We start from the raw sequence: 22,476 nt of genomic DNA, 5'->3' as shown, positions 1-22,476 counted from the left end.
AGGAGGATGTATGCCCACGGCAGTGCAGATCCGGCGAACCGGCGGTCCCGAAGTCCTTGAGCTGGCGCAAGTCGAGGTCGGCGATCCCGGAGCCGGGGAACTGCTCGTGGACGTCGCGGCGGCGGGCGTCAACTACATCGACACCTATCACCGCGAGGGCATCTACCCGATCGACACGCCGTTCGTCCTTGGCATGGAGGGCGCGGGCACGGTAGCCGCGGTCGGCGCGGACGTCACCGGTTTCGCCGTCGGCGACCGGGTCGCCTGGCAGGGTTCGCTCGGCAGCTACGCGCAGCGCCGTCTGCTCCCCGCCACGATCGCGGTGAAGATCCCCGACGGCGTGACCGAGGAGACCGCCGCCGCCACGATGCTCCAGGGCATCACCGCGCACGCGCTGATCGCCTCGACCTACGAGGTCAAGGCCGGTGACGACGTGCTGATCCACGCCGCCGCGGGCGGGATGGGCCTGCTGCTCGTCCAGCTGGCCAAGGCGCGCGGCGCCCGCGTGATCGGCACCGTCTCCACCGACGAGAAGGCCGGACTCGCCAAGCAGGCGGGCGCCGACGACGTCATCCGCTACGACCAGGTCGACTTCGCGAAGGCCACCCGAGACCTCACCGGCGGCAAGGGCGTCGAGGTGGTCTACGACGGCGTCGGCAAGTCCACTGTGGACGGCAGCCTGGCGAGCCTGAAGATCCGCGGCCTGCTCGCCCTCTACGGCGCGGCCAGCGGCCCGGTGCCGCCGATCGACCCGCAACTGCTCAACCGCAGCGGCTCGGTGTACCTCACCCGCCCGACCTCCGCGCATTACGTGCTCACCCGCGAGGAACTGGAGTGGCGGGTGAACGAACTGTTCACCGCCGTTCAGGACGGCTCGCTGAACATCCGGATCGGCGGCCGGTACCCGTTGGGAGACGCCCGTCAGGCACACGAAGACCTCCAGGGGCGCCGTACCACCGGCAAGCTCCTGCTGATCCCGTGACGGTGCTCTGGCCGGAGGAGGTCCGGCTCGAAGGCGAGGGGCTCGTCCTGCGGGAGTGGACCGAAGACGACGTCGCGGGGATGCCCGAGCTGTTCGACGACCCCGCCGTCGCGCGGTTCACCCCCTTGGCCTCACCGTTCGACGAGGTGGCCGCGAAGGCCCACTACGCGAAGTGCGTCAACCGTCGTGCGGAAGGCAAAGGACTCCGGTTCGCCATCACGACCGACGGGAGCGAGCCGCTCGGCGAGGTGGTGCTGATGCTGCCGGGAGAGCCGTCGGACCCGGTCGAACTCGGCTACATGGTCGGGCGCGCCCACCGCGGCCAAGATCTCGCGGCACGGTCTCTCCGGGTGCTCACCGCGTACGCGCTGCAGCTCGGGCTCAGCCCGCTTCGGCTGCGGATCGACTCTCAGAACGCGGCGAGCGAGGCCGTCGCCCGCCGCGCGGGTTACGTCCCCGCCGACCTGCCGCCCAAGGTCGAGATCGAGAAGGGCGTCGAGGTCACCCTGCTCACCTGGGAGTACGCCGGCTGACGCCTCGGCTGGCGCGCCCAGTTCCGTGAAGGCCTCCTTGAGGGACCCAGAGTCCCTCAAGGAGGCCTTCACGGACCCGTCCACGGTAGACTCGGCCGTCCGAAGTGCCCATCAGCCCTTGGCTGTCGGGACACTCACCGCGTCGGTGACGAACACCAGGGTCTCGTTCGGCGCGATGCCGTTGCCGCCCTGGCCGTAGCCGAGGTCCGGCGGGATGATCAGCAGGCGCCGCGCTCCCTGCTTGATCCCATCGAGGCCCTGGTCCCAGCCCTTGATGACGTCGCCGGCGCCGAGCGTCAGGTCGAACGGCTCGCCCCGGTCGAACGAGCTGTCCAGCTTCTGCTTGTTGGACCAGGTGACCAGCGAATAGTTCATCTTCAGGTTCGCGCCCGCCTTGGCGCCCTCGCCGGTGCCGGGCTCGAGGTCCTTGGTGATGAGCTTCTTCGGCGGGTCGCAGTCGTCCGGGATGGTGATGGTCGGCGCCTCCCCGAACTTCCCGGTGGTCTTGACGTCGTCCGCCGTGCATTCCTTGCCCTTCGGGGCGGCCGCGGCCGAAGAGGACGACGACGCCGACGCGGGGGCCGCACCGGAGGACGACTGGGCGGAACCTGCGGTGTTCGATTTCTCGCCACAGGCCGCCAGGGCGAGGACGCCCGCGCCGATGACCACGATCTTGCCGAATGTGCGCATGCGGCCGACCTTAGCCAAGACCCTCCAGCGCCGGAACAAGGTCACCGGTCTGCACTACGCCCATCCGACGGGTCGCCCTGGTCAGGGCCACATAAAGATCGTTGAGGCCGCGCGGCGACTCGGCGACGACCTCGTCCGGCGCGATCAGCACCACGGAGTCGAACTCGAGGCCCTTCGCCCGGTCCACCGCCATCACCGACCCCCGGTCCCCCGCCTCGCCGAGCGTCTCGGAGACGGGAGCGACCCGGGAGGCCGGGCACAGCACGGCGACCGTCCCACCGTCCACAGCGGACAGTTCGGCGTCGACGATCCCCGGCAGGTCGGTGCCGAGCTCCGACGGCTCCACGGAACGCAGCCAAGGCTCGAATCCCGTCTCCCGCACCGAAACCGGCGCTTCGAGCTCCGGGTTGACGTCGGCGAGCACGCGGGACGCGACGACCATGATCTCGGCCGGGGTCCGGTAGTTCACCGTCAGCTCTTCGAGTCGCCAGCGGTCGGCGACGTAGGGCGAGAGCACCTCACCCCAGGATCGCGCGCCGCCGGAAGCGCCGGTCTGCGCGACGTCACCGACCAGCGTCATCGACCGGTTCGGCGAACGGCGCATCAGCAGCCGCCAGTCCATCGCGGTCAGTTCCTGCGCCTCGTCGACGATCACGTGCCCGAAGGTCCAGGTCCGGTCCTGCGCGGCCCGTTGCGCCGCGGTCATCTCGCTGCGGCGCTGCTGACGTTCGGCGAACAGTTCGGCGTCGAGCACGTCGCCCACCCGCAGCAGCTCCTCGTCGACGATCTCCTCGTCCTGTTCGAGGATGTCGAGCACGCCTTCCGCGTAGGCGCGGTCTTCCCGTTCGCGGCGGGCGCGCTCGGCGCGGGCATCGGTGTCGTCCTCACCGAGCAGCTCGGCGAGTTCGTCGAGCAGCGGGACGTCGGCCGGACTCCACGGCGTGTCCGTCGGGCTGTAGAGACGCTCCCGATCGGTTTCGGACAAGGCTTTCCCGGCCGCGACGCGCAGCCGTTCGCGGTCGGCGAACAGCTCGTCGAGCACGATCTCGGGGGTGAGCGTCGGCCACAGCCCGTCGATCGCGGCGGCCACGTTCTTGTCGGCGGCGACCTCGGCCCGGATGTCCTGGACGTCCCGCGCGTCGAGCAGGTCCTCCCCCAGTTTCCGGGCGGCCTGACGGGTCAGCGCGTCGAGGAGGTCCGAGACGAAGATCCGCCGGGCGAGGTTGTGCGGACGGCGCGAGCGGCGGGCCCGCGTCCGCGCCTCGGTGCAGGTCTTGCGGTCGAGCATCAGGATCTCGCGCTCGAACTCGATCTCCAGCACCGGTTGCGGCACCCGCTGACGGTCGCGGACGGCGTCGGCCAGCACGTCGGCCATCACCGCCCGGCCCTTGACCTCGGCGGCCTCACGCGTGACCGGGCCGGTGGCGTCCAGACCCGGGTACAGCTGCCCGATCGTCGCCAGCAGCACGCCGGTCTCGCCGAGCGACGGCAGGACCTGCCCGATGTAACGGAGGAACGTGCTGTTCGGCCCGACCACGAGCACGCCGCGCGTGGTGAGCTGCTGCCGGTGCGTGTAGAGCAGATACGCGGCGCGGTGCAGCGCGACCGCGGTCTTGCCGGTGCCGGGGCCGCCCTGGACCACGAGCACGCCGTTGGGCGTCGCGCGGATGATGCGGTCCTGCTCGGCCTGGATGGTGGCGACGATGTCGCTCATTTCACCGGTGCGACGGCGTTCGAGCGCGGCCAGCAGCGCCGCCTCTCCCGCGAGACCGAGGTCCTGCCCCTGGTCCGCGGCGGAGAGGTCGAGGATTTCGTCGTCGACGCCGACGACCTTCCGGCTCAGCGACCGGATGTGCCGCCTCCGGCGGACACCTTCGGGTGAAGCGGCGGTCGCCAGATAGAACGGCCGCGCGACCGGCGCGCGCCAGTCGACGAGCAGCGGGCGGTAGTCGTCGTCCTCGTCGAAGAGCCCGAGCCGCCCGATGTAGGTGGTCTCCTCCGCGTGCTCGGGGAGGAAGTCGAGGCGGCCGAAGCACAGGCCCTGCTCGACGGAGCCCAGCTGGGCCAGCCTGTCGGTGTACAGCGTCGTGGCGACGTCGCGTTCGGTGCGCGCCTGTGGGGTGCCGCCGGTCTGGCGCAGCGTCTGGTCGAGCCTGCGCTGTGCCTCGGCGCGTTCGACGTCGAGCTTGCGGTAAAGGGTGGTGACGTACTCCTGCTCGAGCGCGACGTCCTGCTCGATCGCGTCGAGTTCCCGGTCCGGGGACACGGACAAAGCAGCCTGCTTTCGAGAGGTGGGACAGGGGCCGAAAGGTTTACAACGGCGCCCGCCATCATCTCATTCCCTCGCGGTCACCCGGACCAGGAGGAAGGCACCGAGGGACAGACCTGTGGCGACGCTCGCCCACACGACGTTTTCGTGGAGCAGCGCGGCGAAGGTGGCCGCGAAGCCCGCGATGGACTGCGCGACGAACCCGCACAGCGCGACGGCGTAGGCGCCCTGTCCGGGTACCTCGCTCACCGCGACGGCCATGCTGCTCGGGAAGAGCGCGGCCTGGCCGAAGGTGATCCCGCAGTACAACGCGATGAACGTCACGAGTGCGGCCGTGAGCGGGATCGCGGGCACGAGCCACAAGGCGATCGTCAGCGCACCGGCGCCGGTCATGACCAGCGCGCCCGCCCGCATCACCCACGGCGAACCCTTGCGGCCCGCCAGCCGGTTGACCAGCAACGCGCCGCCGAAGTAGGCCAGGCCGAACAGGAGGCCGAGGCTGCCGTACTGGTCCACGCTCAGTCCGAAGCGCTGCTGGAAGACGAACGGCGCGACCTCCTGCAGGAGCACGATCGTCGCGAAGCCGAGCCCCGCCGCGATCGTCGGCCGCAGGAAGGCCGGGACGCTGAGGATCCGGAAGTAGATCCGGAGCATGCCCGTCTTCTCCTCGCGGCCCCGGCCGAGCGGAATCGTGAGCGTGCCGATGACGCAGAGCACACCCGCCGCCGCCAGCACGACGAACCCGCCACGCCACTCTCCGATCAGCCCGCCGACGAACTGCCCGCCGCCGAGCGCGGTGACGAACGCGATGGACAGCACCGAAAGCCGTTTGGCGAGCGCGTCGCCGTCGCCGAGGTCACGGACGGCGATACGGGCGATGATGGCCGCACCCCCTGCGCCGATCCCTTGCAGGGAACGGAGAACGAGTAGCCACGCCGGCGAGGTGTTCGCGATGAGGACCGCGCTGGAGACGACGAACAGGCCCAGCGCGCTGAGCAGCGCGGCACGCCTACCGAGCCGGTCGGCCGCGCGGCCCCAGAGCACCACCGGCGCCGCCGCGCCGACGACGAACAGTGAGACCGAGAGCGCCGCGAAGCCGCGCGACACCGCGAAGTCGCGCTCGATCATCGGGAGGGAGGGGAGGTAGATCGTCGTCGCCATCTGGGCGGTGAAGACGACCAGGCAGGCGACCGCCATGGTCCTGCGCTCGGCTCGGACCGCGGCCGGGCGCTCGGTTGTACTCGTCACTCCGCCGGACGGTACTGACGGGTAACCGGGCTGGGCAACGCGCGCCACCCCTTGAGAAGCCGGGTCCGATCATCCTCCGGTTGCCCCCAATGTGGCATTGGGGACGTTGAGCGTCCCCAATGCCACATTGGGGGCAACCTTCCTGTTGAGAGCGCTGGAGTGTGCGCGACCAAGCGGATCCGCGCGTTCCACTGTCGCGACCCGAGCGCGTTGCGCGTGAAGGCCCCCTTCCCTCGGCTGAGCCGAGGGAAGGGGGCCTTCACGCGCAACAAGATCAGAAAGGCAGGCCGATGACGGGCAGGCCGATGGCCGAGTCGACGGCCAGCGCGACGAACACGATCATCAGGTACGTGTTCGACCGGTGGAACAGCGACATCGGCTTGGTCTCCTCGCCACGCCGAACCGCCGCGTTCAGGCTGTGCGCGTAGAAGAGGAACCAGCCGCCCGCCAGGATCGCGAACGTGGTGTAGATCCAGCTCGTCACCGGGACCAGCAGCAGCGTCCAGGCGACCATCACCCACGAGTAGATGACGATCTGCCGTGCCACGTGCTGCGGGGTGGCGACCACCGGCAGCATCGGCACACCGGCACGCTCGTAGTCGTCCCGGTACTTCATGCCCAGCGCCCAGGTGTGCGGCGGGGTCCAGAAGAAGATGACGCCGAACATCACGAACGCGGGCCACTCGACGGTGCCGGTGACGGCTGCCCAGCCGATGATCACCGGCATGCAGCCCGCCGCACCGCCCCAGACCACGTTCTGTGACGTACGCCGCTTCAGCACGAGCGTGTAGACGAAGATGTAGAACAAGATCGTCGCGATCGCGAGAATCGCCGAGAGCAGGTTCACCGTGAAATAGAGCACCACGGCGGACAGGACACCGAGCACGAGACCGAAGATCAGCGCGCCGCGCCGGGGCACCGACTCCTTCACCAGCGGGCGGCGCTTCGTGCGGTTCATCACCTTGTCGATGTCCGCGTCGATGACGCAGTTCAAGGCGTTGGCGCTACCGGCGGCCATGGTGCCGCCCACGAGCGTCGCGAGTACCAGCCACGGCGACGGGATTTCCCGTCCCGCAAGGAACATCGCGGGAATCGTGGTGACGAGGAGGAGCTCGATCACCCTGGGCTTCGCGAGGGCGGCGTACGCGCCGACGACCTGGCGGATTGTTCGCCGGCCACCGTGCGGTCGTTCACCGGTCGGATGTACGGCGCTGGTGCTGTCACTGCGTCCGTGCGCAGCGTTCACCAACGACATTTCACTCCCTGCGTCAGTTTTCGGGCCGGGTCCACCAGGCTTCCGGGTGATGTGGCGGCCCCGGATCCCCGTGTTCTGAACCCTTCCCCGATGTTAGACGTGCTGTTTCCAGAGGGTGATCGCGGGTCCTCGACCGGCCGAACCATTAGGCTGGCCGCGGTAGCTCGCGGCGTGCCCCTGCGAACGGCCCGGACCAGGAATATCGTCCCTTCCGGATCGATTGAGATTAGTAGCGGTACACGTGGGTTACCCACGAGGGAAGAGAAGCCACAACCTGATGACGGGGAGTTCGAGTTCAGTGTCCGAAACCGCCTCTACCAGCGAGAAGAACCCACTCCTCCGGCGCAACGTGCCCGCCGACTGGACCGACCTCGACACGCGGGCCGTCGACACCGTTCGGGTGCTCGCCGCGGACGCGGTCGAGAACTGCGGCAGTGGTCACCCCGGCACGGCGATGAGCCTGGCGCCGCTCGCGTACACGCTTTTCCAGCGGACGCTGCGTCATGACCCGGCGGACCCCGAGTGGCCCGCGCGTGACCGCTTCGTCCTCTCCGCCGGTCACTCGAGCCTCACCCTCTACATCCAGCTGTACCTCGCCGGATTCGGCCTGGAGCTGGAAGACCTGAAGCAGCTGCGCAAGTGGGACTCGAAGACCCCGGGTCACCCGGAGTACCGCCACACCAAGGGCGTCGAGACCACCACCGGCCCGCTTGGCCAGGGTCTGGCCAACGCGGTCGGCATGGCGATGGCGGCGCGCCGCGAGCGTGGCCTGCTGGACCCGGACGCCCCGCAGGGCGAGAGCATCTTCGACCACTACGTCTACGTCGTCGCTTCCGACGGTGACATCGAAGAGGGCGTCACCGCCGAGGCCTCCTCGATCGCCGGCCGCCAGGAGCTGGGCAACCTCATCGTCTTCTGGGACGACAACGAGATCTCGATCGAGGACGACACCAAGATCGCGCTGTCCGAGGACGTCGTGAAGCGCTACGAGGCCTACGGGTGGCACACCCAGGTCGTCGAGGGTGGCGAGGACGTCGTCGCGATCGAAGAGGCCATCAAGGCCGCGAAGGCCGAGACCGAGCGCCCGTCGTTCATCGCGCTGAAGACCGTCATCGGGTACCCGGCGCCGAAGAAGATGGGCACCGGCAAGGCGCACGGCGCCGCGCTCGGCGCCGAAGAGGTCGCCGCGGTCAAGGAGATCCTGGGCTTCGACCCCGCGCAGAACTTCCAGGTCGACGACGAGGTGATCACGCACACCCGCCAGGCCGTCGACCGCGGCAAGACCGCCCGCGCCGAATGGCAGGAGAAGTTCGAGGCGTGGGGCGCCGCCAACCCGGAGCGCAAGAAGATCGCGGACCGGATGTCGACCCGCACGCTGCCCGAGGGCTTCGCGGACAACCTGCCGACGTGGGAGCCGGACGCCAAGGGCATCGCGACCCGCAAGGCCTCCGGTGAGGTGCTCAACGCGCTCGCCGAGCCGCTTCCCGAGCTGTGGGGCGGTTCCGCGGACCTCGCGGAGAGCAACAACACCACCATGAAGGGGGCCGACTCGTTCGGCCCGGAGAAGGCTTCCACCGAAATGTGGAAGACCAGCCCGTACGGCCGGACGCTGCACTTCGGCATCCGCGAGCACGCGATGGGCTCGATCCTCAACGGCATCGCGCTGCACGGCGGCACCCGCCCCTACGGCGCCACGTTCCTGATCTTCTCCGACTACATGCGCCCGCCCGTGCGGCTGGCCGCGCTGATGAAGGCGCCGGTCACCTACGTGTGGACGCACGACTCGATCGGCCTGGGCGAAGACGGCCCCACCCACCAGCCGATCGAGCAGCTCTCCGCCCTGCGCGCCATCCCCGGCCTCAACGTCGTCCGCCCGGCGGACGCCAACGAGACCGCGTACGCGTGGAAGGCCGTCCTCGAGGACGTCCACCACCCGTCGGGCCTCGCGCTGACCCGGCAGAACGTGCCGGTGCTGGAGGGCACCAGCGCCGAAGGCGTCAAGCGGGGCGGTTACGTCCTCGCCGAAGCGTCCAACGGCAGCCCCGAGGTCGTGCTGATCGCGACCGGCTCCGAGGTCCAGCTGGCCGTCGAGGCCCGCAAGACCCTCGAAGCCGACGGCATCCCGGCGAGCGTCGTCTCGATGCCGTGTGTCGAGTGGTTCGACGCGCAGGACCAGTCCTACAAGGACTCGGTCATCCCGCCGTCGGTCAAGGCACGCGTCTCCGTCGAAGCCGGTATCGCCCAGTCGTGGCACCGCTTCACCGGTGACGCCGGGGAGAACGTTTCGATCGAGCACTTCGGTGCGTCGGCCGACGCCGCCACGCTGTTCCGTGAGTTCGGTTTCACCGCGGAGGCAGTCGTCGAGGCCGCCCGTCGCTCGATCGCCAACACCAAGAACTGAACTGAAGGGGAACCTGCCATGAGCAACGACAAGCTCGCGCAGCTGTCCGAGGCCGGGGTGTCGATCTGGCTCGACGACCTGTCCCGTGAGCGCCTGAACACCGGCAACCTCGCCGACCTGATCCGCGACAAGCACGTCGTGGGCGTCACCACGAACCCGACGATCTTCGCCAACGCGATGTCGAAGGGCGAGGCGTACGACGAGCAGACCAAGGAGCTCGCCGCCCGCGGCGCCGACGTCGAGGCCACCATCCGCGAGCTGACCACCACCGACGTGCGCAACGCCGCGGATCTGTTCCGCGACGTCTACACCGCCACGAACGGGGTCGACGGCCGGGTGTCCATCGAGGTGGACCCGCGGCTGGCCAAGGAGACCGACAAGACGGTCGCCGAGGCGCAGGACCTGTGGAAGACCGTGGACCGGCCGAACGTGCTGATCAAGATCCCGGCCACCGAAGAGGGTCTCCCGGCGATCACCAAGACCCTGGCCGAGGGCATCAGCGTCAACGTCACGCTGATCTTCTCGGTCGAGCGGTACAAGGCGGTCATCGAGGCCTATTTCGCCGGGCTGGAGCAGGCGAAGGCCAACGGCCACGATCTCAAGGGCATCCACTCGGTCGCGTCGTTCTTCGTGTCCCGTGTGGACACCGAGATCGACAAGCGGCTCGACGCCATCGGCACCGAGGCCGCCGTCGCGCTGCGCGGCGAGGCCGCCATCGCCAACGCGCGCCTCGCGTACGCGGCGTTCGAAGAGCTCTTCGCCTCGGACCGCTGGAAGGCGCTCGCGGAGGCCGGCGCGAACGCGCAGCGTCCGCTGTGGGCCTCCACCGGTGTGAAGGACCCGCAGTACTCCGACACCCGCTACGTGGACCAGCTCGTCGTCAAGGACACGGTCAACACGATGCCGGAGAAGACCCTCGACTCGGCCGCGGACCACGCCGACGTCACCGGTGACACGGTGACCGGTAAGGGCCCCGACGCGCAGATCGTCTTCGACAAGCTGCGTGTGGTCGGCATCGACATCGACGACGTCTTCAAGGTCCTCGAGGACGAGGGCGTCGAGAAGTTCGAGAAGTCCTGGGTGGAGCTTCTCGAGACCGTCTCCGGGCAGCTGGAAAAGGCAAAGGACTGATCTGGACCATGGCAGGGGAAACGACAGGCGTCGACATCATCGACGCCGCCCTGGCCGGCGAAGCCGCTCCGTTCGCGGAGCGGCTCGTCGCCGACCAGGTCGCATCGAAACTGGCGTCCCAGGACGCCACACTGTGGGGTCCCGAAGCCGAGTCCGAAGCGTCGATCCGTCTCTCGTGGACGACGCTGCACAAGTCCTCGCGGCCGTTGATCGGCGAGATCGAGGCACTGCGGACCGACCTGCGTTCCGAGGGCGTCGACCGCGTCGTCCTCGCGGGCATGGGCGGTTCGTCGCTGGCCCCCGAGGTCATCACCGCGACGGACGGCGTCGCGCTGACCGTCCTCGACACCACCGACCCAGGCCAGGTCGCCGACGCTCTCGCCGGTGACCTGGAGCGCACGGTCATCGTCGTGTCGTCGAAGTCCGGCGGCACCGTCGAGACCGACAGCCACCGGCGGATCTTCGCCAAGGCCTTCGCCGACGCGGGCATCGACGCGGCCCGGCGGATCGTGGTCGTCACCGACCCCGGCTCGCCGTTCGCGGAACTGTCCGAAAAGGAGGGTTACCGCAAGGTCTTCCTCGCCGACCCGAACGTCGGCGGCCGCTACTCGGCGCTGACCGCGTTCGGGCTCGTCCCGGCCGGTCTCGCCGGCGCGGACGTCGCCCGCCTGCTCGACCAGGCCGCTTCGGTGGCCGAGGAGCTGGCCACGGACTCCGTGGACAACCCCGCGGTCACACTCGCGGCGGCTTGGGCTGCGGCGCACGAGAAGGGCGCCGAGAAGGTCGTCATCGGCGACACGGGTTCCGGTATCAAGGGCTTCGCCGACTGGGCGGAGCAGCTGATCGCCGAGTCCACCGGCAAGCAGGGCACCGGTCTCCTGCCGGTCGCCGTCGAGGGGCCGAGCGCCGCCGGATTCGCCGACGCCAAGGCCGATGCCACCCCGGTGGCGGTCGGACCGGCGGAAGGCGCCGCGAAGATCTCCGTGACCGGCTCGCTCGGCGCGCAGTTCCTGCTGTGGGAGTTCGCCACCGCGCTCGCCGGGCGGCTGCTCGGGATCAACCCGTTCGACCAGCCCGACGTCGAGGCCGCGAAGAAGGCCGCCCGTTCCCTGCTCGACAACCCGGACGCGCTCAAGGGCGGCGAGAAGCCGTCCACTGTGGACGGCGCGGTCGAGGTGTTCGGCTCGGAAGGTGTTGCCACGGAAGGGAAGCTCGCGGACATCCTGCGGGCTTTCTTCGATTCCGCCCCGGAAACCGGCTACATCGCGGTGCAGGCGTACCTCGACCGGCTCGATGACGCGTCGACGGCGGTCCTGCGCGGTGAGGTCGCCAAGCGCACCGGCCGCCAGACCACCTTCGGGTGGGGCCCGCGATTCCTGCACTCGACCGGGCAGTACCACAAGGGCGGGCACCAGAACGGTGTCTTCCTGCAGATCACCGGCGCCGTCGAAGACGATCTCGACGTTCCGGACCGGCCGTACACGCTCGGCGTCCTGCAGCACGCGCAGGCGCTGGGTGACGGCCAGGTGCTCGCCGAGCACGGTCGTCCGGTGCTGCGCATGCACCTCACCGACCGGGCCGCCGGCCTGGCCGAACTGGTCCGCGCGGTACAGGAGGCCGGCGAGTGACACGTGCCTGGAACAATCCGCTGCGCGACCCGCGCGACAAGCGGCTGCCGCGGATCGCCGGGCCGTCCAGCCTGGTGATCTTCGGCGTCACCGGTGACCTCGCCCGCAAGAAGCTGATGCCGGCGATCTACGACCTCGCCCACCGCGGGCTGCTGCCCGCCGGGTTCTCGCTGGTCGGTTTCGCCCGCCGGGACTGGGAGCACCAGGACTTCGGCGAGCTCGTGCACGACTCGGTCAAGGAGCACGCGCGGACGCCGTTCAAGGAGTCGGTGTGGAACCGGCTCGCCGAAGGCATCCGGTTCGTCCAGGGCACCTTCGACGACGACGACGCCTTCGACCGGCTCGCGCAGACGGTCAAGGATCTCGACGCCGAACGTGGCACCGGTGGCAACACCGCGTTCTACCTGTCGATCCCGCCGAGCGCGTTCCCGGTGGTGACCAAGCAGCTCGCCCGTTCCGGCCTCGCCGAGGCGAGTGAGGACACCTGGCGCCGCGTCGTCATCGAAAAGCCCTTCGGCCGCGACCTCAAGAGCGCCAAGGAGCTCAACGGGATCGTGAACGACGTCTTCCCCGAGGAGTCGGTGTTCCGCATCGACCACTACCTCGGCAAGGAGACGGTGCAGAACCTGCTGGCGCTGCGCTTCGCGAACCAGCTGTTCGAGCCGATCTGGAACGCCAACTACGTCGACCACGTGCAGATCACCATGGCCGAGGACATCGGCCTCGGCGGCCGCGCCGGGTACTACGACGGTATCGGCGCCGCACGCGACGTCATCCAGAACCACCTGTTGCAGCTCCTCGCGCTGACCGCGATGGAGGAGCCGGTCTCGTTCGCTCCCCGCGCTCTCCGCGCGGAGAAGGTCAAGGTGCTCTCGGCGACCAAGCCGCTGGCACCGTTCGACGAGACCACCGCGCGCGGACAGTACGCGGGCGGCTGGCAGGGCGGCATGAAGGTGCCGGGCCTGCTGCAGGAAGGCGGTTTCGCGAAGGACTCGACCACCGAGACCTACGCCGCGGTGACGCTGGAGGTGCAGAACCGCCGCTGGGCGGGGGTGCCGTTCTACCTGCGCACCGGCAAGCGGCTTGGCCGCCGGGTCACCGAGATCGCCGTGGTGTTCAAGCGGGCACCGCATCTGCCGTTCGACTCCACCTCGACCGAGGAACTGGGCCAGAACGCGCTGGTGATCCGGGTGCAGCCCGACGAGGGCATCACGCTGCGGTTCGGGTCGAAGGTGCCGGGGACCACGATGGAGGTCCGCGACGTCACCATGGACTTCGGCTACGGGCACGCGTTCACCGAGTCGTCCCCGGAGGCCTACGAACGGCTCATCCTGGACGTACTGCTCGGCGAACCGTCGCTGTTCCCGGTGAACGAAGAGGTCGAACTGTCCTGGGAGATCCTGGACCCGATCCTCGACCACTGGGCCAAGAAGGGCGCGCCCGAGGCGTACCCGCCCGGCTCGTGGGGACCGCCGTCCGCGGACGAAATGCTGGAACGTACCGGCCGGAACTGGAGGCGTCCGTGATCATCGACCTGCCGTCGACCACGACGTCGCAGCTGAACAAGAAGCTCGTCGAGATCCGCGAACAGGGCGGGCAGGTGGCGCTCGGCCGCGTGCTGACGCTGGTCATCGTGGCGGATGACGACGACAAGCTCGAAGAGGCGATCGAAGCCGCCAACGAGGCCAGCCGGGAACACCCCTCGCGGGTGATCGTGGTGGCCAAGGGCGCGCGGACCGCCGCGCCGCGGATCGACGGCCAGATCCGGGTCGGCGGCGACGCCGGCGCGAGCGAGGTCATCGTCCTGCGGCTCTACGGTCCGCTGGCCTCGCAGGGCCAGAGCGCGGTCGTGCCGCTGCTGTTGCCGGACGCGCCGATCGTCACCTGGTGGCCGGGCACCGGTCCGAAGGCCCCGGCCAAGGATCCGCTCGGCGAGCTGGCGCAACGCCGGATCACCGACTCGGCGGCGGAGAAGGCGCCCATAAGGGCACTCACCACGCGGGCGAAGTCCTATGTGGAGGGTGACACCGACCTGGCGTGGACCCGGCTGACCAGCTGGCGCGCGCAGCTGGTGTCCGCTTTGGACCTTCCGCCGCATGAGAAGGTCACCGGCGCGACGGTGACCGGTGAGGCGGACTCGCCGTCGACCGAACTGCTCGCCGGCTGGCTGGCCGAGTACCTCAAGGTGCCGGTGAAGCGGGTCAAGAGCACCGGTGCCGCGGGCATCATCTCGGTGACGCTGGACCGGCGGTCCGGCCCCGTGGAACTGCGACGGCCGGACGGACGGGTCGGCATGCTGACCCAGCCCGGCCAGCCGACGCGCCGGATCGCCCTGCAGCGGCGGGACAACAAGGACTGCCTGATCGAGGAGTTGCGGCGGCTCGACCCGGACGAGGTCTACGAGGCTTCGCTCCACGGGCTCTCCAAGATCTCGTCGGGCACGGCGGCCAAGGCCGTTCCGGCGAAGAAGGCAGCTCCGGCGGCGAAGAAGGCCGCCGTTTCGTCGAAGAAGGGCACCTCATGAGCAAGACCGAGGTCGTCGTCTACGAGAACCCGGACCTCCTGGCCGCCGCCGCGGCGGCCAGGCTGGTCACCCGGATCGTCGACGTCCAGGCTGCCAAGGGCTCCGCTTCGGTGGTGCTCACCGGCGGCGGCACCGGGATCGCGATCCTGCGCGAACTGCGCGACTCCAGTGCCCGTGACGCCATCGACTGGTCGCGTCTGGACCTCTACTGGGGCGACGAGCGCTTCGTCCCGGCGGACTCGGACGACCGCAACGAGAAGCAGGCCCGCGAAGCGCTGCTCGACCACGTCCCGCTCGACCCGAAGCGGGTGCACGCCATGGCACCCTCGGACGGCGAGTTCGGCGATGACGTCGACGCGGCGGCCGCGGCCTATGCGGAGGTCCTGGCTGCCAACGACGCGGCGTTCGACATCATGCTGCTGGGCCTCGGCGGTGAGGGGCACACCGCCTCGATCTTCCCCGACAGCCCGGCGGTGCACGAGAAGGAGCGTTCGGTCGTCGCGGTGCGGGACTGCCCGAAGCCGCCGCCGACCCGGATCTCGCTGACCCTGCCCGCGATCCGTCGCGCGCAGGACATCTGGCTGGTCACCGGCGGCGACGCCAAGGCGGACGCCGTCGCGCAGGCGCTGGCCGGTGCGGGCGAGGTCCAGATCCCGGTGGCGGGAGCCCGCGGCAGCCGTCGCACGCTCTGGCTGCTGGACCGGGGTTCCGCCTCGAAACTCACGAAGGTCTATCAGCCACCTACGGGCTGACGCTTTGCGCGTGAAGGCCCCCTTCCCTCGGCTGAGCCGAGGGAAGGGGGCCTTCACGCGTATCCGGGACTCGTGACACCCCCATGGCGGAAGTCCGCGACGATCTCCTTCCCTACCCTGAAGGTAGTGAAGGAGGCGTTCACGGCATCACGCCTTCTGTAACCGTCTGGGGGCGGAAAGTGACAAAGATCAACTCCTGCCGGCTTTCGCATCAGAGACGGTCCGTTCGCGCGTCGGAACGATCAACGGACCACCGAGCCCGGGTGGTCCGGTCCGCGCCTTGACCGACCGAACGTTCATGCACTTGTCCGCAGAACGGACAGTGACCGGACAGTCGCTAGCCCGACTGGGGGAAACTTACCGCCCTTGCACATCCACCCGTTAGCATCCGCACATTTGTTCGTTCCTGCGCGTCCCGATCGGGCGAAGAACACGTCTCACCATTCAAGTCCACAAGACGAGTGAGGTCGCCAGCGATGAGCACAGAGGGTCTCTCGATGCCAGGTATCTCGGTGGGCGGCTCCGGAGCGGACGCCGCCGACCGGATGCGCCGTGCCGCCGGGGTCATGTCGTTCGCCAGGATCAAACGTCCGGCGCTGGTCGCGCTGGGCGTCGATACGCTCGCGATCTTCCTGGCCGCGCTCGATGTCTGGCTGGTGATCCCCGAGAAGGCCCAGCCGTACTCCATCTACCTCTCCGGGGCCGCGTGCCTCGGTCTCGCGTTCCGCCGCAAGCTGCCGTTCCTCGCGGTGATCGTCACCGTCCCCGGATTCCTGGCGGGCTGGTCCCAGCTGGCCGCGATGATCGCGCTCGGCTTCCTCGCCACCCGCAAGCAGATGCACTGGCAGACCTGGACCGGGTTCGCGCTCGTCTTCACCTGCCGGTTCGTCCAATGGCCGCTGGCCGACTTCGTCGAGCTCAGCTGGCGCGAGCACGTTCTGGACGGGATCTACGGCGTCATCGTCGCCGGGATGCCGGTGGCCATCGGCCTGCTCATCGGAGCGCGGACCGAGATCTCGCAGAAGCTCTCCGAACTCGCCGCCAGCCGTGACCGCGAGCGCCGCTTCCACGCCGACGCCGTCCGCGCGGAGGAACGCGCCCGGCTCGCACGGGAGATGCATGACGTCGTCTCGCACCAGATCACGCTGATCGCGATGCAGGCCGGCGCGCTCCAGGCGCAGACCACCGACGCCCGTTCGCTCGAGACCGCACAGGTCATCCGGAAACTGAGCACCAAAACGCTCGAGGAACTGCGCTCACTCGTGAGTGTGCTGCGCTCGGGCTCCGAAGACGACGGACCGCGGCCGGGGATCAACGAACTCGACCGGCTGATCCGCGGCTCGGACGTCCCGGTGCACCTCACCGTCGAGCGGATCCCCGACCTCCTGCCAAGCCAGGTTTCGGCGGCGGCCTACCGGACCGTGCAGGAATGCCTGACCAACGTGCACAAGCACGCGCCCGGCGCCACCGCGACCATCCGGATCCAGGGTGAGCACGGTTCCCTCAAGGTCGAAATACGCAATGAGCGCGCCCGGACAGCCGGTGCGGCCCTGCCCTCGGGAGGGCACGGGCTGACCGGACTGGCCGAACGCGCTCGACTGCTGGGTGGGAGCTTCGAAACCGCCGACACCGAGGACGGCGGGTTCCGGGTGCGTGCCCGGTACCCGCTCGACCGATAGGCCTCGGGGAGTCTCAGATCTCCCGGCGCTGGCGCAACCGCTCCAGCGCCTCGGCGAGAATGGCCTCGCCGTCGGCGTCGGAACGCCGTTCCTTCACGTACGCGAGGTGAGTCTTGTAAGGCTCGGTCCGCGGCGCGGCAGGAGGATTCTTCTCGTCCTGCCCACCGGGCAGCCCGCAGCGCGGGCAATCCCACTCGTCGGGAATCTCGGCGTCCATCGAGAACGAGGGCTGTGCCTCGTGCCCGTTGGCGCACCAGTAGGAAATGCGGCGCCGTGGCGCCGACTCACCCCGTTCCGATTCGCCCGAAGGTCCGGCACCCACACGGGTGCCCCGAATCGCGTTACCGCCAACCATGAATCCTCACACCTATAGGGATCGGCGGCGCGCCCCCCATAGGCACGCCGAAACACCTGGATCGATCAGACCTTGAGCAGGAGCCCAAGGCCGATGATGCTGATCAGCCATACCGAACCCAGCAGCACCGTGATCCGGTCGAGGTTCTTCTCGGCCACGCTGGAACCGGACAGGCTCGACTGCATACCGCCACCGAACAGCGAAGACAGACCGCCACCACGACCGCGGTGCAGCAACACGGCGACCACCAGGAAAAAGCTGGAGGCGATCAACAGGATTTGCAGGAACAGCTTCATGTCATCCTCTGCGCTCTTGGAGAATGCAGGAAAACGGTGTGCCACCGACGGCTATCGACCGCCAGAACACACCGTACTCCTGGACTCGTCCACTGCTGTGTGACGGACCGGATACCCAGGTTACCCGGTAGGTGCCCCGATCAGGGCAGGGGCCCGCCCGCGGCGAGTGCGCAGAGTTTGGTGAATTCGTCACCATCCAGGCTGGCACCACCAACGAGCGCACCATCGATGTTCTCGCAGGCGACGAGGTCACTGATGTTGTTGGCCTTGGCCGAGCCCCCGTAGAGCACGCGGACCGAGGACGCGACCTCGGCGCCGTACTTCTCGGCGAGGGTGGCGCGGATGGCTCCGCACACCTCTTCGGCGTCCTGCGGGGTCGCGACCTTGCCGGTCCCGATGGCCCAGACCGGCTCGTAGGCGACGACGACGTCCTTGACCTGTTCGGCCTTGAGCCCCTTGAGGCCCTCCACCAGCTGGGTCGTGGTGTGGGCGATGTGCTCGCCCGCCTCGCGGACCTCGAGCTTCTCCCCCACGCACAGGATCGGCTTGATGCCGTGCTTGAGCGCCGCCTTGACCTTCTTGTTCACCAGTTCGTCGGACTCGCCGTGGTACTCACGCCGCTCCGAGTGCCCGACGGTGACGAAGCTGCAACCCAGCTTCGCCAGCATCGGACCCGACACGTCGCCGGTGTAGGCACCGGAGTCGTGCGGCGACAGGTCCTGGGCGCCATAGGTGAGCGACAGCTTGTCGCCGTCGGTCAGCGTCTGGACGCTGCGGATGTCGGTGAACGGCGGCAGGACCGCGACGTCGACCTTCGCGTAGTACTTCTCCGGCAGGGCGAAGGCGATCTTCTGAACCAGCGCGATGGCTTCGAGGTGGTTCTGGTTCATCTTCCAGTTGCCGGCGATGAGCGGTTTGCGCGCCACTAGTCGTTCTCTCCCAGCACAGCGACTCCGGGCAGTTCCTTGCCCTCCAGGTACTCCAGCGACGCGCCGCCGCCGGTCGAGATGTGCGAGAAGCCGTCCTCGGGAAGGCCGAGCTGCCGCACGGCAGCGGCGGAGTCGCCACCGCCGACCACGGTGAAGGCGTCGCTCTTGACCAGCGCTTCGGCCACGGCACGGGTGCCGCCGGCGAAGGACTCGAACTCGAACACGCCCATCGGGCCGTTCCAGAACACGGTCGCCGCGTCGGCCAGCTTGCCCGCGAACAGCTCACGCGACTTCGGGCCGATGTCGAGACCCATGCGGTCGGCCGGGATGGCCTTCGCGTCGACGACGTCGAACTCCGCGTCGGCCGCGAAACCCGTCGCGGCGAGGACGTCCACCGGCAGGATCAGCTCGACGCCGCGTTTCTCCGCCTCGGCGAGGAAACCGCGGACCTGCTCCAGCTGGTCCTCCTGCAGCAGCGAGTTCCCGACCTCGTGGCCCTGGGCCTTGAGGAAGGTGTACGCCATGCCGCCGCCGATGAGCAGCCTGTCGACCTTGGTCAGCAGGTTGGCGATGACGCCCAGCTTGTCCGAAACCTTCGCGCCGCCGAGGACGACGACGTACGGCCGAGCCAAGTCCTCGGTGAGCTTCTTGAGGACGTCGACCTCGGCCAGCACCAGACCGCCCGCATAGGCCGGAAGCGCCCGCGCGATCTCGTAGACCGAGGCCTGCTTGCGGTGCACGACACCGAAACCGTCGGAGACGAACGCGCCGCCCGGGACGAGCGCGGCCAGCTCCGCGGCCAGCTCCTGCCGCTCGGCCTCGACCTTGCTGGTCTCGCGCGCGTCGAAACGCACGTTCTCCAGCAGGGCCACCTGGCCGTCGGTCAGGCCCGCGACGGTGGCCTTGGCGGACTCGCCGACCAGGTCACCCGCCAGCGGGACGTCCACGCCGAGCAGCTCGGTGAGCTTCGAGGCGACGGGAGCGAGCGAGAACTTCGGGTCCGGCTCACCCTTGGGACGGCCGAGGTGCGCCGTGACGACCACCTTCGCGCCCGCCTCGGCGAGCCGCTTGAGGGTCGGCAGGGCCGCGCGGACGCGGCCGTCGTCGGTGATCTTGTCCCCGTCGAGCGGGACGTTCAGGTCGGATCGTACGAGTACGAACCGGCCTGAGACGTCCTCGCCCAGCAGGTCTTCGAGGTTCTTCAGCGCCATGGCTCAGGAGAGCTTGTTGCCGACGAGCTTGACGAGGTCGGCGAGGCGGTTGGAGTAGCCCCACTCGTTGTCGTACCAGCCGATGACCTTGACCTGGTTGCCGATGACCTTGGTCAGCGGCGCGTCGTAGATGCAGGACGCCGGGTCGGTGACGATGTCGGCCGAAACGATCGGGTCGTCGCTGTAGCGCAGGATGCCGGCCAGGGGGCCCTCGGCGGCGGCCTTGTACGCGGCGTTGATCTCCTCGAGGGTCGCGCTCTTGGTCAGCGTGACGGTGAGGTCGGTGGCCGAACCGGTCGGGATCGGCACGCGCAGCGCGTAGCCGTCCAGCTTGCCCTGCAGCTCCGGCAGGACCAGGCCGATGGCCTTGGCGGCACCGGTCGAGGTCGGGACGATGTTCAGCGCGGCGGCGCGGGCGCGGCGCAGGTCCTTGTGCGGCGCGTCCTGCAGGTTCTGGTCCTGCGTGTACGCGTGGATGGTGGTCATCAGGCCCTGCTCGATGCCGAACGAGTCCTGCAGGACCTTGGCCAGCGGGCCGAGGCAGTTCGTGGTGCAGGAGGCGTTCGAGATGATGTTCTGCGAGCCGTCGTACTTGTCGTCGTTGACGCCCAGCACCACGGTCAGGTCCTCGCCCTTGGCGGGCGCGGAGATGATGACCTTCTTCGCGCCGCCGGCGAGGTGCGCCTTCGCGGCGTCGGCGTTGGTGAAGAAGCCGGTCGACTCGACGACGACGTCCACGCCGAGGTCGCCCCAGGGCAGGTTTGCCGGGTCGCGCTCGGCGAGGGCCTTGATCGTCTTGCCGTCGACGACGATGCCCTCGTCGCTGACGCTGACCTCGCCCGGGAAACGGCCGAGGATGGAGTCGTACTTCAGCAGGTGGGCCATGGTGGCGACGTCGCCGAGGTCGTTGAACGCGACCACCTCGATGTCGTGACCGGCGGCCTGCACGGCCCGGAAGAAGTTGCGGCCGATGCGGCCGAAGCCGTTGACACCTACGCGAACCGTCACTGCTGCCACTCCCTTGAGACTCGTCCGGGATCGCCCCGGAAAGACGTCCTTTACTCGGGCGCAACCCTAGCGTGCGTGCTCGGGCGGCCCTCTTTGCCCTGACGAGACTTCCACCACTCGGTGGGTCAGGTCAAGAATCGATCAAGTGCATCGCCACCAGGAGGTCTTGGGGAAACTCTCAGCTTCGCTGTGCTAGCCGTCGCTCCAGCGGCGTGCGCATCCGTGGCGTGACTCGCACCTCTCCGAACCACTCGGCCAGGTGGTTCGCCTCCGCTTCGACGGCCCGTTCGACGTCCGCGCCGACGTCCTCCAGGAAGTGGTGGACGACCTCGCCGTCCGGACGCTGCGCCCAGCCGCCGACGATCCGGCCGTCGGCCCAGACGGTGGGCCCGATGTTCCCGGTACCGTCGAACAGCGGCGCCTTGTGCGGGCCCAGATACCAGTCGCGCTCGAGCCATCCCATCGACGTCGGGTCGAGGGACGGGAGCAGCGCGACCCAGGGGCCGGGCTCCGCGACCGGCTCCACGTCGTCGGCGAGCACGACGCCGGGGACGCCGTCGAGATCCACCTCGACCGGCTGAATTTCCGCGAGCGCCTTCTTCGTCTGGCCTGCCGTCCAGCCCGTCCACCAGCGGAGGTCCGCGATCGGAGCGGGACCATAGGCGTAGAGCCACTTTCGGGCGAGCTCGACCCTGGCGGCGTCGGCGTCCCATGCGACGAGGCCCTGCGACAGCCAGTCCGCCATCGGGGCCCAGTAGTACTGGCTGCTGATCCAGCTGCCGCGCGGGCGGCCGCGCACGATGCGGCCGTCGACCGCGAGCTGGAACAGGACGCGGCTGGTGACGTTGGCGATCGCCTCGTACGGCTTTCCCTTCGCCATCAACAGCTGCTGCCTGAGCCGCGGCTCGTCCTCGCTCAGCTGTTGCGCGGTCGCGGAACCGCGGGCCTTCAGCGCACGCTCGGTCGCCTCCTCGACCTCGGCCAGCCAGCGTTCCGGATCGGGCAAGTTCTCCGGGTGTCCCTGCGTGGCGAGGTGCTGTTCGAGCAGGCGGCGCTGCTTCTTGGCGATGTCGACGGAACAGGCGGCCTGAATGAGCGCCGCGTTCTCGTGACCGACGACGAAGACGGTGCGGCGCATGCCGAGCATCCGGATCAGCGTGCGCTCCTCGTAAAGCGCGTTCTCCAGCTCCGCGACACCGTCGCCCTTCACCCGCGCCCACGCCGACAGGTGCACCGACGCCGGATCCGTGGCATGCAACGCGACGACCGCGTCCGCGGCGGCGTGCACCGAGCCGGCGGGCGTGGTCAGGTGATGACGTGTCGCGAGGCGGGCGCGGCGCTGCCGGATGCCGATCTTGAGGGTCACGGATCGGTTCTATCACCGGGGCCCGACAAAACCCCGCGGTGAGGTGTGGGGTCGTGAGCGGTAAGGACGGTTAGGGGCCAAGGGTGTCTTAGGTACCTACGGCGGGTGAGGCGGGATCGCGAGTCCGTGAAGGACTCCTTGAGGGACTCTGGGGCCCTCAAGGAGGCCTTCACGGACTCGATCATCGCCACGTTCGCCCCACAGGCACCAGCAGTCACA

19 protein-coding genes are annotated in these 22,476 nt (G+C 69.1%); 9 read left to right on the top strand and 10 right to left on the bottom strand.

Annotation, left to right across the window (positions count from 1 at the left end):
* Positions 1–10 precede the first annotated feature (10 nt).
* Entirely contained in the window at positions 11–982 is a 972-nt protein-coding gene (locus tag DL991_RS11310) for a quinone oxidoreductase (RefSeq protein ID WP_125783722.1), read from the top strand.
* Positions 979–1,515 carry a GNAT family N-acetyltransferase gene (locus tag DL991_RS11305; protein ID WP_125783720.1) on the top strand — a complete coding sequence of 179 codons (537 nt, stop codon included), beginning with the start codon at positions 979–981 and terminating at the stop codon, positions 1,513–1,515. The genes DL991_RS11310 and DL991_RS11305 overlap by 4 nt, the downstream gene beginning before the upstream one ends.
* A gap of 111 nt (positions 1,516–1,626) precedes the next feature.
* Here DL991_RS11305 and DL991_RS11300 read toward each other — a convergent pair whose 3' ends face one another.
* From DL991_RS11300 to DL991_RS11285, 4 genes are all read right to left on the bottom strand, one after another.
* Positions 1,627–2,205: an FKBP-type peptidyl-prolyl cis-trans isomerase gene (locus DL991_RS11300; RefSeq protein WP_125783718.1), complete on the bottom strand. Its 579-nt coding sequence runs from the start codon at positions 2,203–2,205 to the stop codon at positions 1,627–1,629.
* Positions 2,206–2,215: 10 nt separating this feature from the next.
* Entirely contained in the window at positions 2,216–4,471 is a 2,256-nt protein-coding gene (locus DL991_RS11295) for a UvrD-helicase domain-containing protein (protein ID WP_125784018.1), read from the bottom strand.
* Between the two features lie 69 nt (positions 4,472–4,540).
* Entirely contained in the window at positions 4,541–5,722 is a 1,182-nt protein-coding gene (locus DL991_RS11290; RefSeq protein ID WP_233598789.1) for an MFS transporter, read from the bottom strand.
* 274 nt (positions 5,723–5,996) lie between these two features.
* Entirely contained in the window at positions 5,997–6,977 is a 981-nt protein-coding gene (locus tag DL991_RS11285) for a heme o synthase (protein ID WP_125783717.1), read from the bottom strand.
* 298 nt (positions 6,978–7,275) lie between these two features.
* Here DL991_RS11285 and tkt point away from each other — a divergent pair, with 298 nt between their 5' ends.
* The 7 genes from tkt (at position 7,276) to DL991_RS11250 (ending at position 17,092) form a co-directional block, all read left to right on the top strand.
* The gene (gene tkt, locus DL991_RS11280) at positions 7,276–9,378 is read left to right on the top strand and encodes a transketolase (protein WP_125783715.1); all 2,103 of its coding nucleotides are present in this window, start codon (positions 7,276–7,278) and stop codon (positions 9,376–9,378) included.
* A gap of 18 nt (positions 9,379–9,396) precedes the next feature.
* Positions 9,397–10,509, top strand: coding sequence for a transaldolase (gene tal / locus DL991_RS11275; RefSeq protein WP_125783713.1), 1,113 nt, complete (start codon positions 9,397–9,399; stop codon positions 10,507–10,509).
* A gap of 8 nt (positions 10,510–10,517) precedes the next feature.
* Positions 10,518–12,137 carry a glucose-6-phosphate isomerase gene (locus DL991_RS11270; protein ID WP_125783711.1) on the top strand — a complete coding sequence of 540 codons (1,620 nt, stop codon included), beginning with the start codon at positions 10,518–10,520 and terminating at the stop codon, positions 12,135–12,137.
* Positions 12,134–13,663 carry a glucose-6-phosphate dehydrogenase gene (zwf, locus tag DL991_RS11265; protein WP_125674953.1) on the top strand — a complete coding sequence of 510 codons (1,530 nt, stop codon included), beginning with the start codon at positions 12,134–12,136 and terminating at the stop codon, positions 13,661–13,663. Before DL991_RS11270 ends, zwf begins: the two co-directional genes overlap by 4 nt.
* A complete protein-coding gene (gene opcA / locus DL991_RS11260; protein ID WP_125783709.1) occupies positions 13,660–14,661 on the top strand; it encodes a glucose-6-phosphate dehydrogenase assembly protein OpcA in 1,002 nt (333 codons plus the stop codon). The genes zwf and opcA overlap by 4 nt, the downstream gene beginning before the upstream one ends.
* On the top strand, positions 14,658–15,413 hold the full coding sequence (pgl, locus tag DL991_RS11255) for a 6-phosphogluconolactonase (RefSeq protein WP_125783707.1): 756 nt from the start codon (positions 14,658–14,660) through the stop codon (positions 15,411–15,413). The genes opcA and pgl overlap by 4 nt, the downstream gene beginning before the upstream one ends.
* A 476-nt stretch (positions 15,414–15,889) precedes the next feature.
* Positions 15,890–17,092, top strand: a complete 1,203-nt coding sequence (locus tag DL991_RS11250) for a sensor histidine kinase (protein ID WP_199746306.1) — start codon at positions 15,890–15,892, stop codon at positions 17,090–17,092.
* A 13-nt stretch (positions 17,093–17,105) separates the two neighbouring features.
* Here the strand turns inward: DL991_RS11250 and DL991_RS11245 are convergent, their stop codons facing one another.
* The 6 genes from DL991_RS11245 to DL991_RS11220 form a co-directional block, all read right to left on the bottom strand.
* Positions 17,106–17,447, bottom strand: coding sequence for an RNA polymerase-binding protein RbpA (locus DL991_RS11245; protein WP_034311760.1), 342 nt, complete (start codon positions 17,445–17,447; stop codon positions 17,106–17,108).
* A gap of 65 nt (positions 17,448–17,512) precedes the next feature.
* Positions 17,513–17,743 (bottom strand): preprotein translocase subunit SecG, encoded by a 231-nt coding sequence (gene secG / locus DL991_RS11240; RefSeq protein WP_125783705.1) that lies wholly within the window; start codon positions 17,741–17,743, stop codon positions 17,513–17,515.
* 140 nt (positions 17,744–17,883) lie between these two features.
* Positions 17,884–18,669, bottom strand: a complete 786-nt coding sequence (gene tpiA / locus DL991_RS11235; RefSeq protein WP_125783703.1) for a triose-phosphate isomerase — start codon at positions 18,667–18,669, stop codon at positions 17,884–17,886.
* Positions 18,669–19,877, bottom strand: a complete 1,209-nt coding sequence (pgk, locus tag DL991_RS11230) for a phosphoglycerate kinase (protein WP_305015713.1) — start codon at positions 19,875–19,877, stop codon at positions 18,669–18,671. Before pgk ends, tpiA begins: the two co-directional genes overlap by 1 nt.
* 9 nt (positions 19,878–19,886) lie before the next feature.
* Positions 19,887–20,891 (bottom strand): type I glyceraldehyde-3-phosphate dehydrogenase, encoded by a 1,005-nt coding sequence (gene gap / locus DL991_RS11225; protein ID WP_093934256.1) that lies wholly within the window; start codon positions 20,889–20,891, stop codon positions 19,887–19,889.
* Between the two features lie 178 nt (positions 20,892–21,069).
* A complete protein-coding gene (locus DL991_RS11220; protein WP_125783699.1) occupies positions 21,070–22,257 on the bottom strand; it encodes a winged helix DNA-binding domain-containing protein in 1,188 nt (395 codons plus the stop codon).
* Between the last annotated feature and the right edge of the window lie 219 nt (positions 22,258–22,476).

This window comes from Amycolatopsis sp. WAC 01375 (assembly GCF_003947325.1).
In the GTDB taxonomy this organism is placed as follows: domain Bacteria; phylum Actinomycetota; class Actinomycetes; order Mycobacteriales; family Pseudonocardiaceae; genus Amycolatopsis.
The sequence above is the reverse complement of the archived record's forward strand: the minus strand, read 5'-3'. Positions and strand labels throughout refer to the sequence as shown.

Bases quoted from the DNA above. Each gene is read 5' to 3' on its own strand.
- pgl (WP_125783707.1), top strand. From the start codon at position 14,658: ATGAGCAAGACCGAGGTCGTCGTCTACGAGAACCCGGACCTCCTGGCC.
- DL991_RS11245 (WP_034311760.1), bottom strand. From the start codon at position 17,447: ATGGTTGGCGGTAACGCGATTCGGGGCACCCGTGTGGGTGCCGGACCT.
- DL991_RS11270 (WP_125783711.1), top strand. From the start codon at position 10,518: ATGGCAGGGGAAACGACAGGCGTCGACATCATCGACGCCGCCCTGGCC.
- DL991_RS11250 (WP_199746306.1), top strand. From the start codon at position 15,890: ATGAGCACAGAGGGTCTCTCGATGCCAGGTATCTCGGTGGGCGGCTCC.
- DL991_RS11285 (WP_125783717.1), bottom strand. From the start codon at position 6,977: ATGTCGTTGGTGAACGCTGCGCACGGACGCAGTGACAGCACCAGCGCC.
- DL991_RS11300 (WP_125783718.1), bottom strand. From the start codon at position 2,205: ATGCGCACATTCGGCAAGATCGTGGTCATCGGCGCGGGCGTCCTCGCC.
- DL991_RS11310 (WP_125783722.1), top strand. From the start codon at position 11: ATGCCCACGGCAGTGCAGATCCGGCGAACCGGCGGTCCCGAAGTCCTT.
- secG (WP_125783705.1), bottom strand. From the start codon at position 17,743: ATGAAGCTGTTCCTGCAAATCCTGTTGATCGCCTCCAGCTTTTTCCTG.
- tal (WP_125783713.1), top strand. From the start codon at position 9,397: ATGAGCAACGACAAGCTCGCGCAGCTGTCCGAGGCCGGGGTGTCGATC.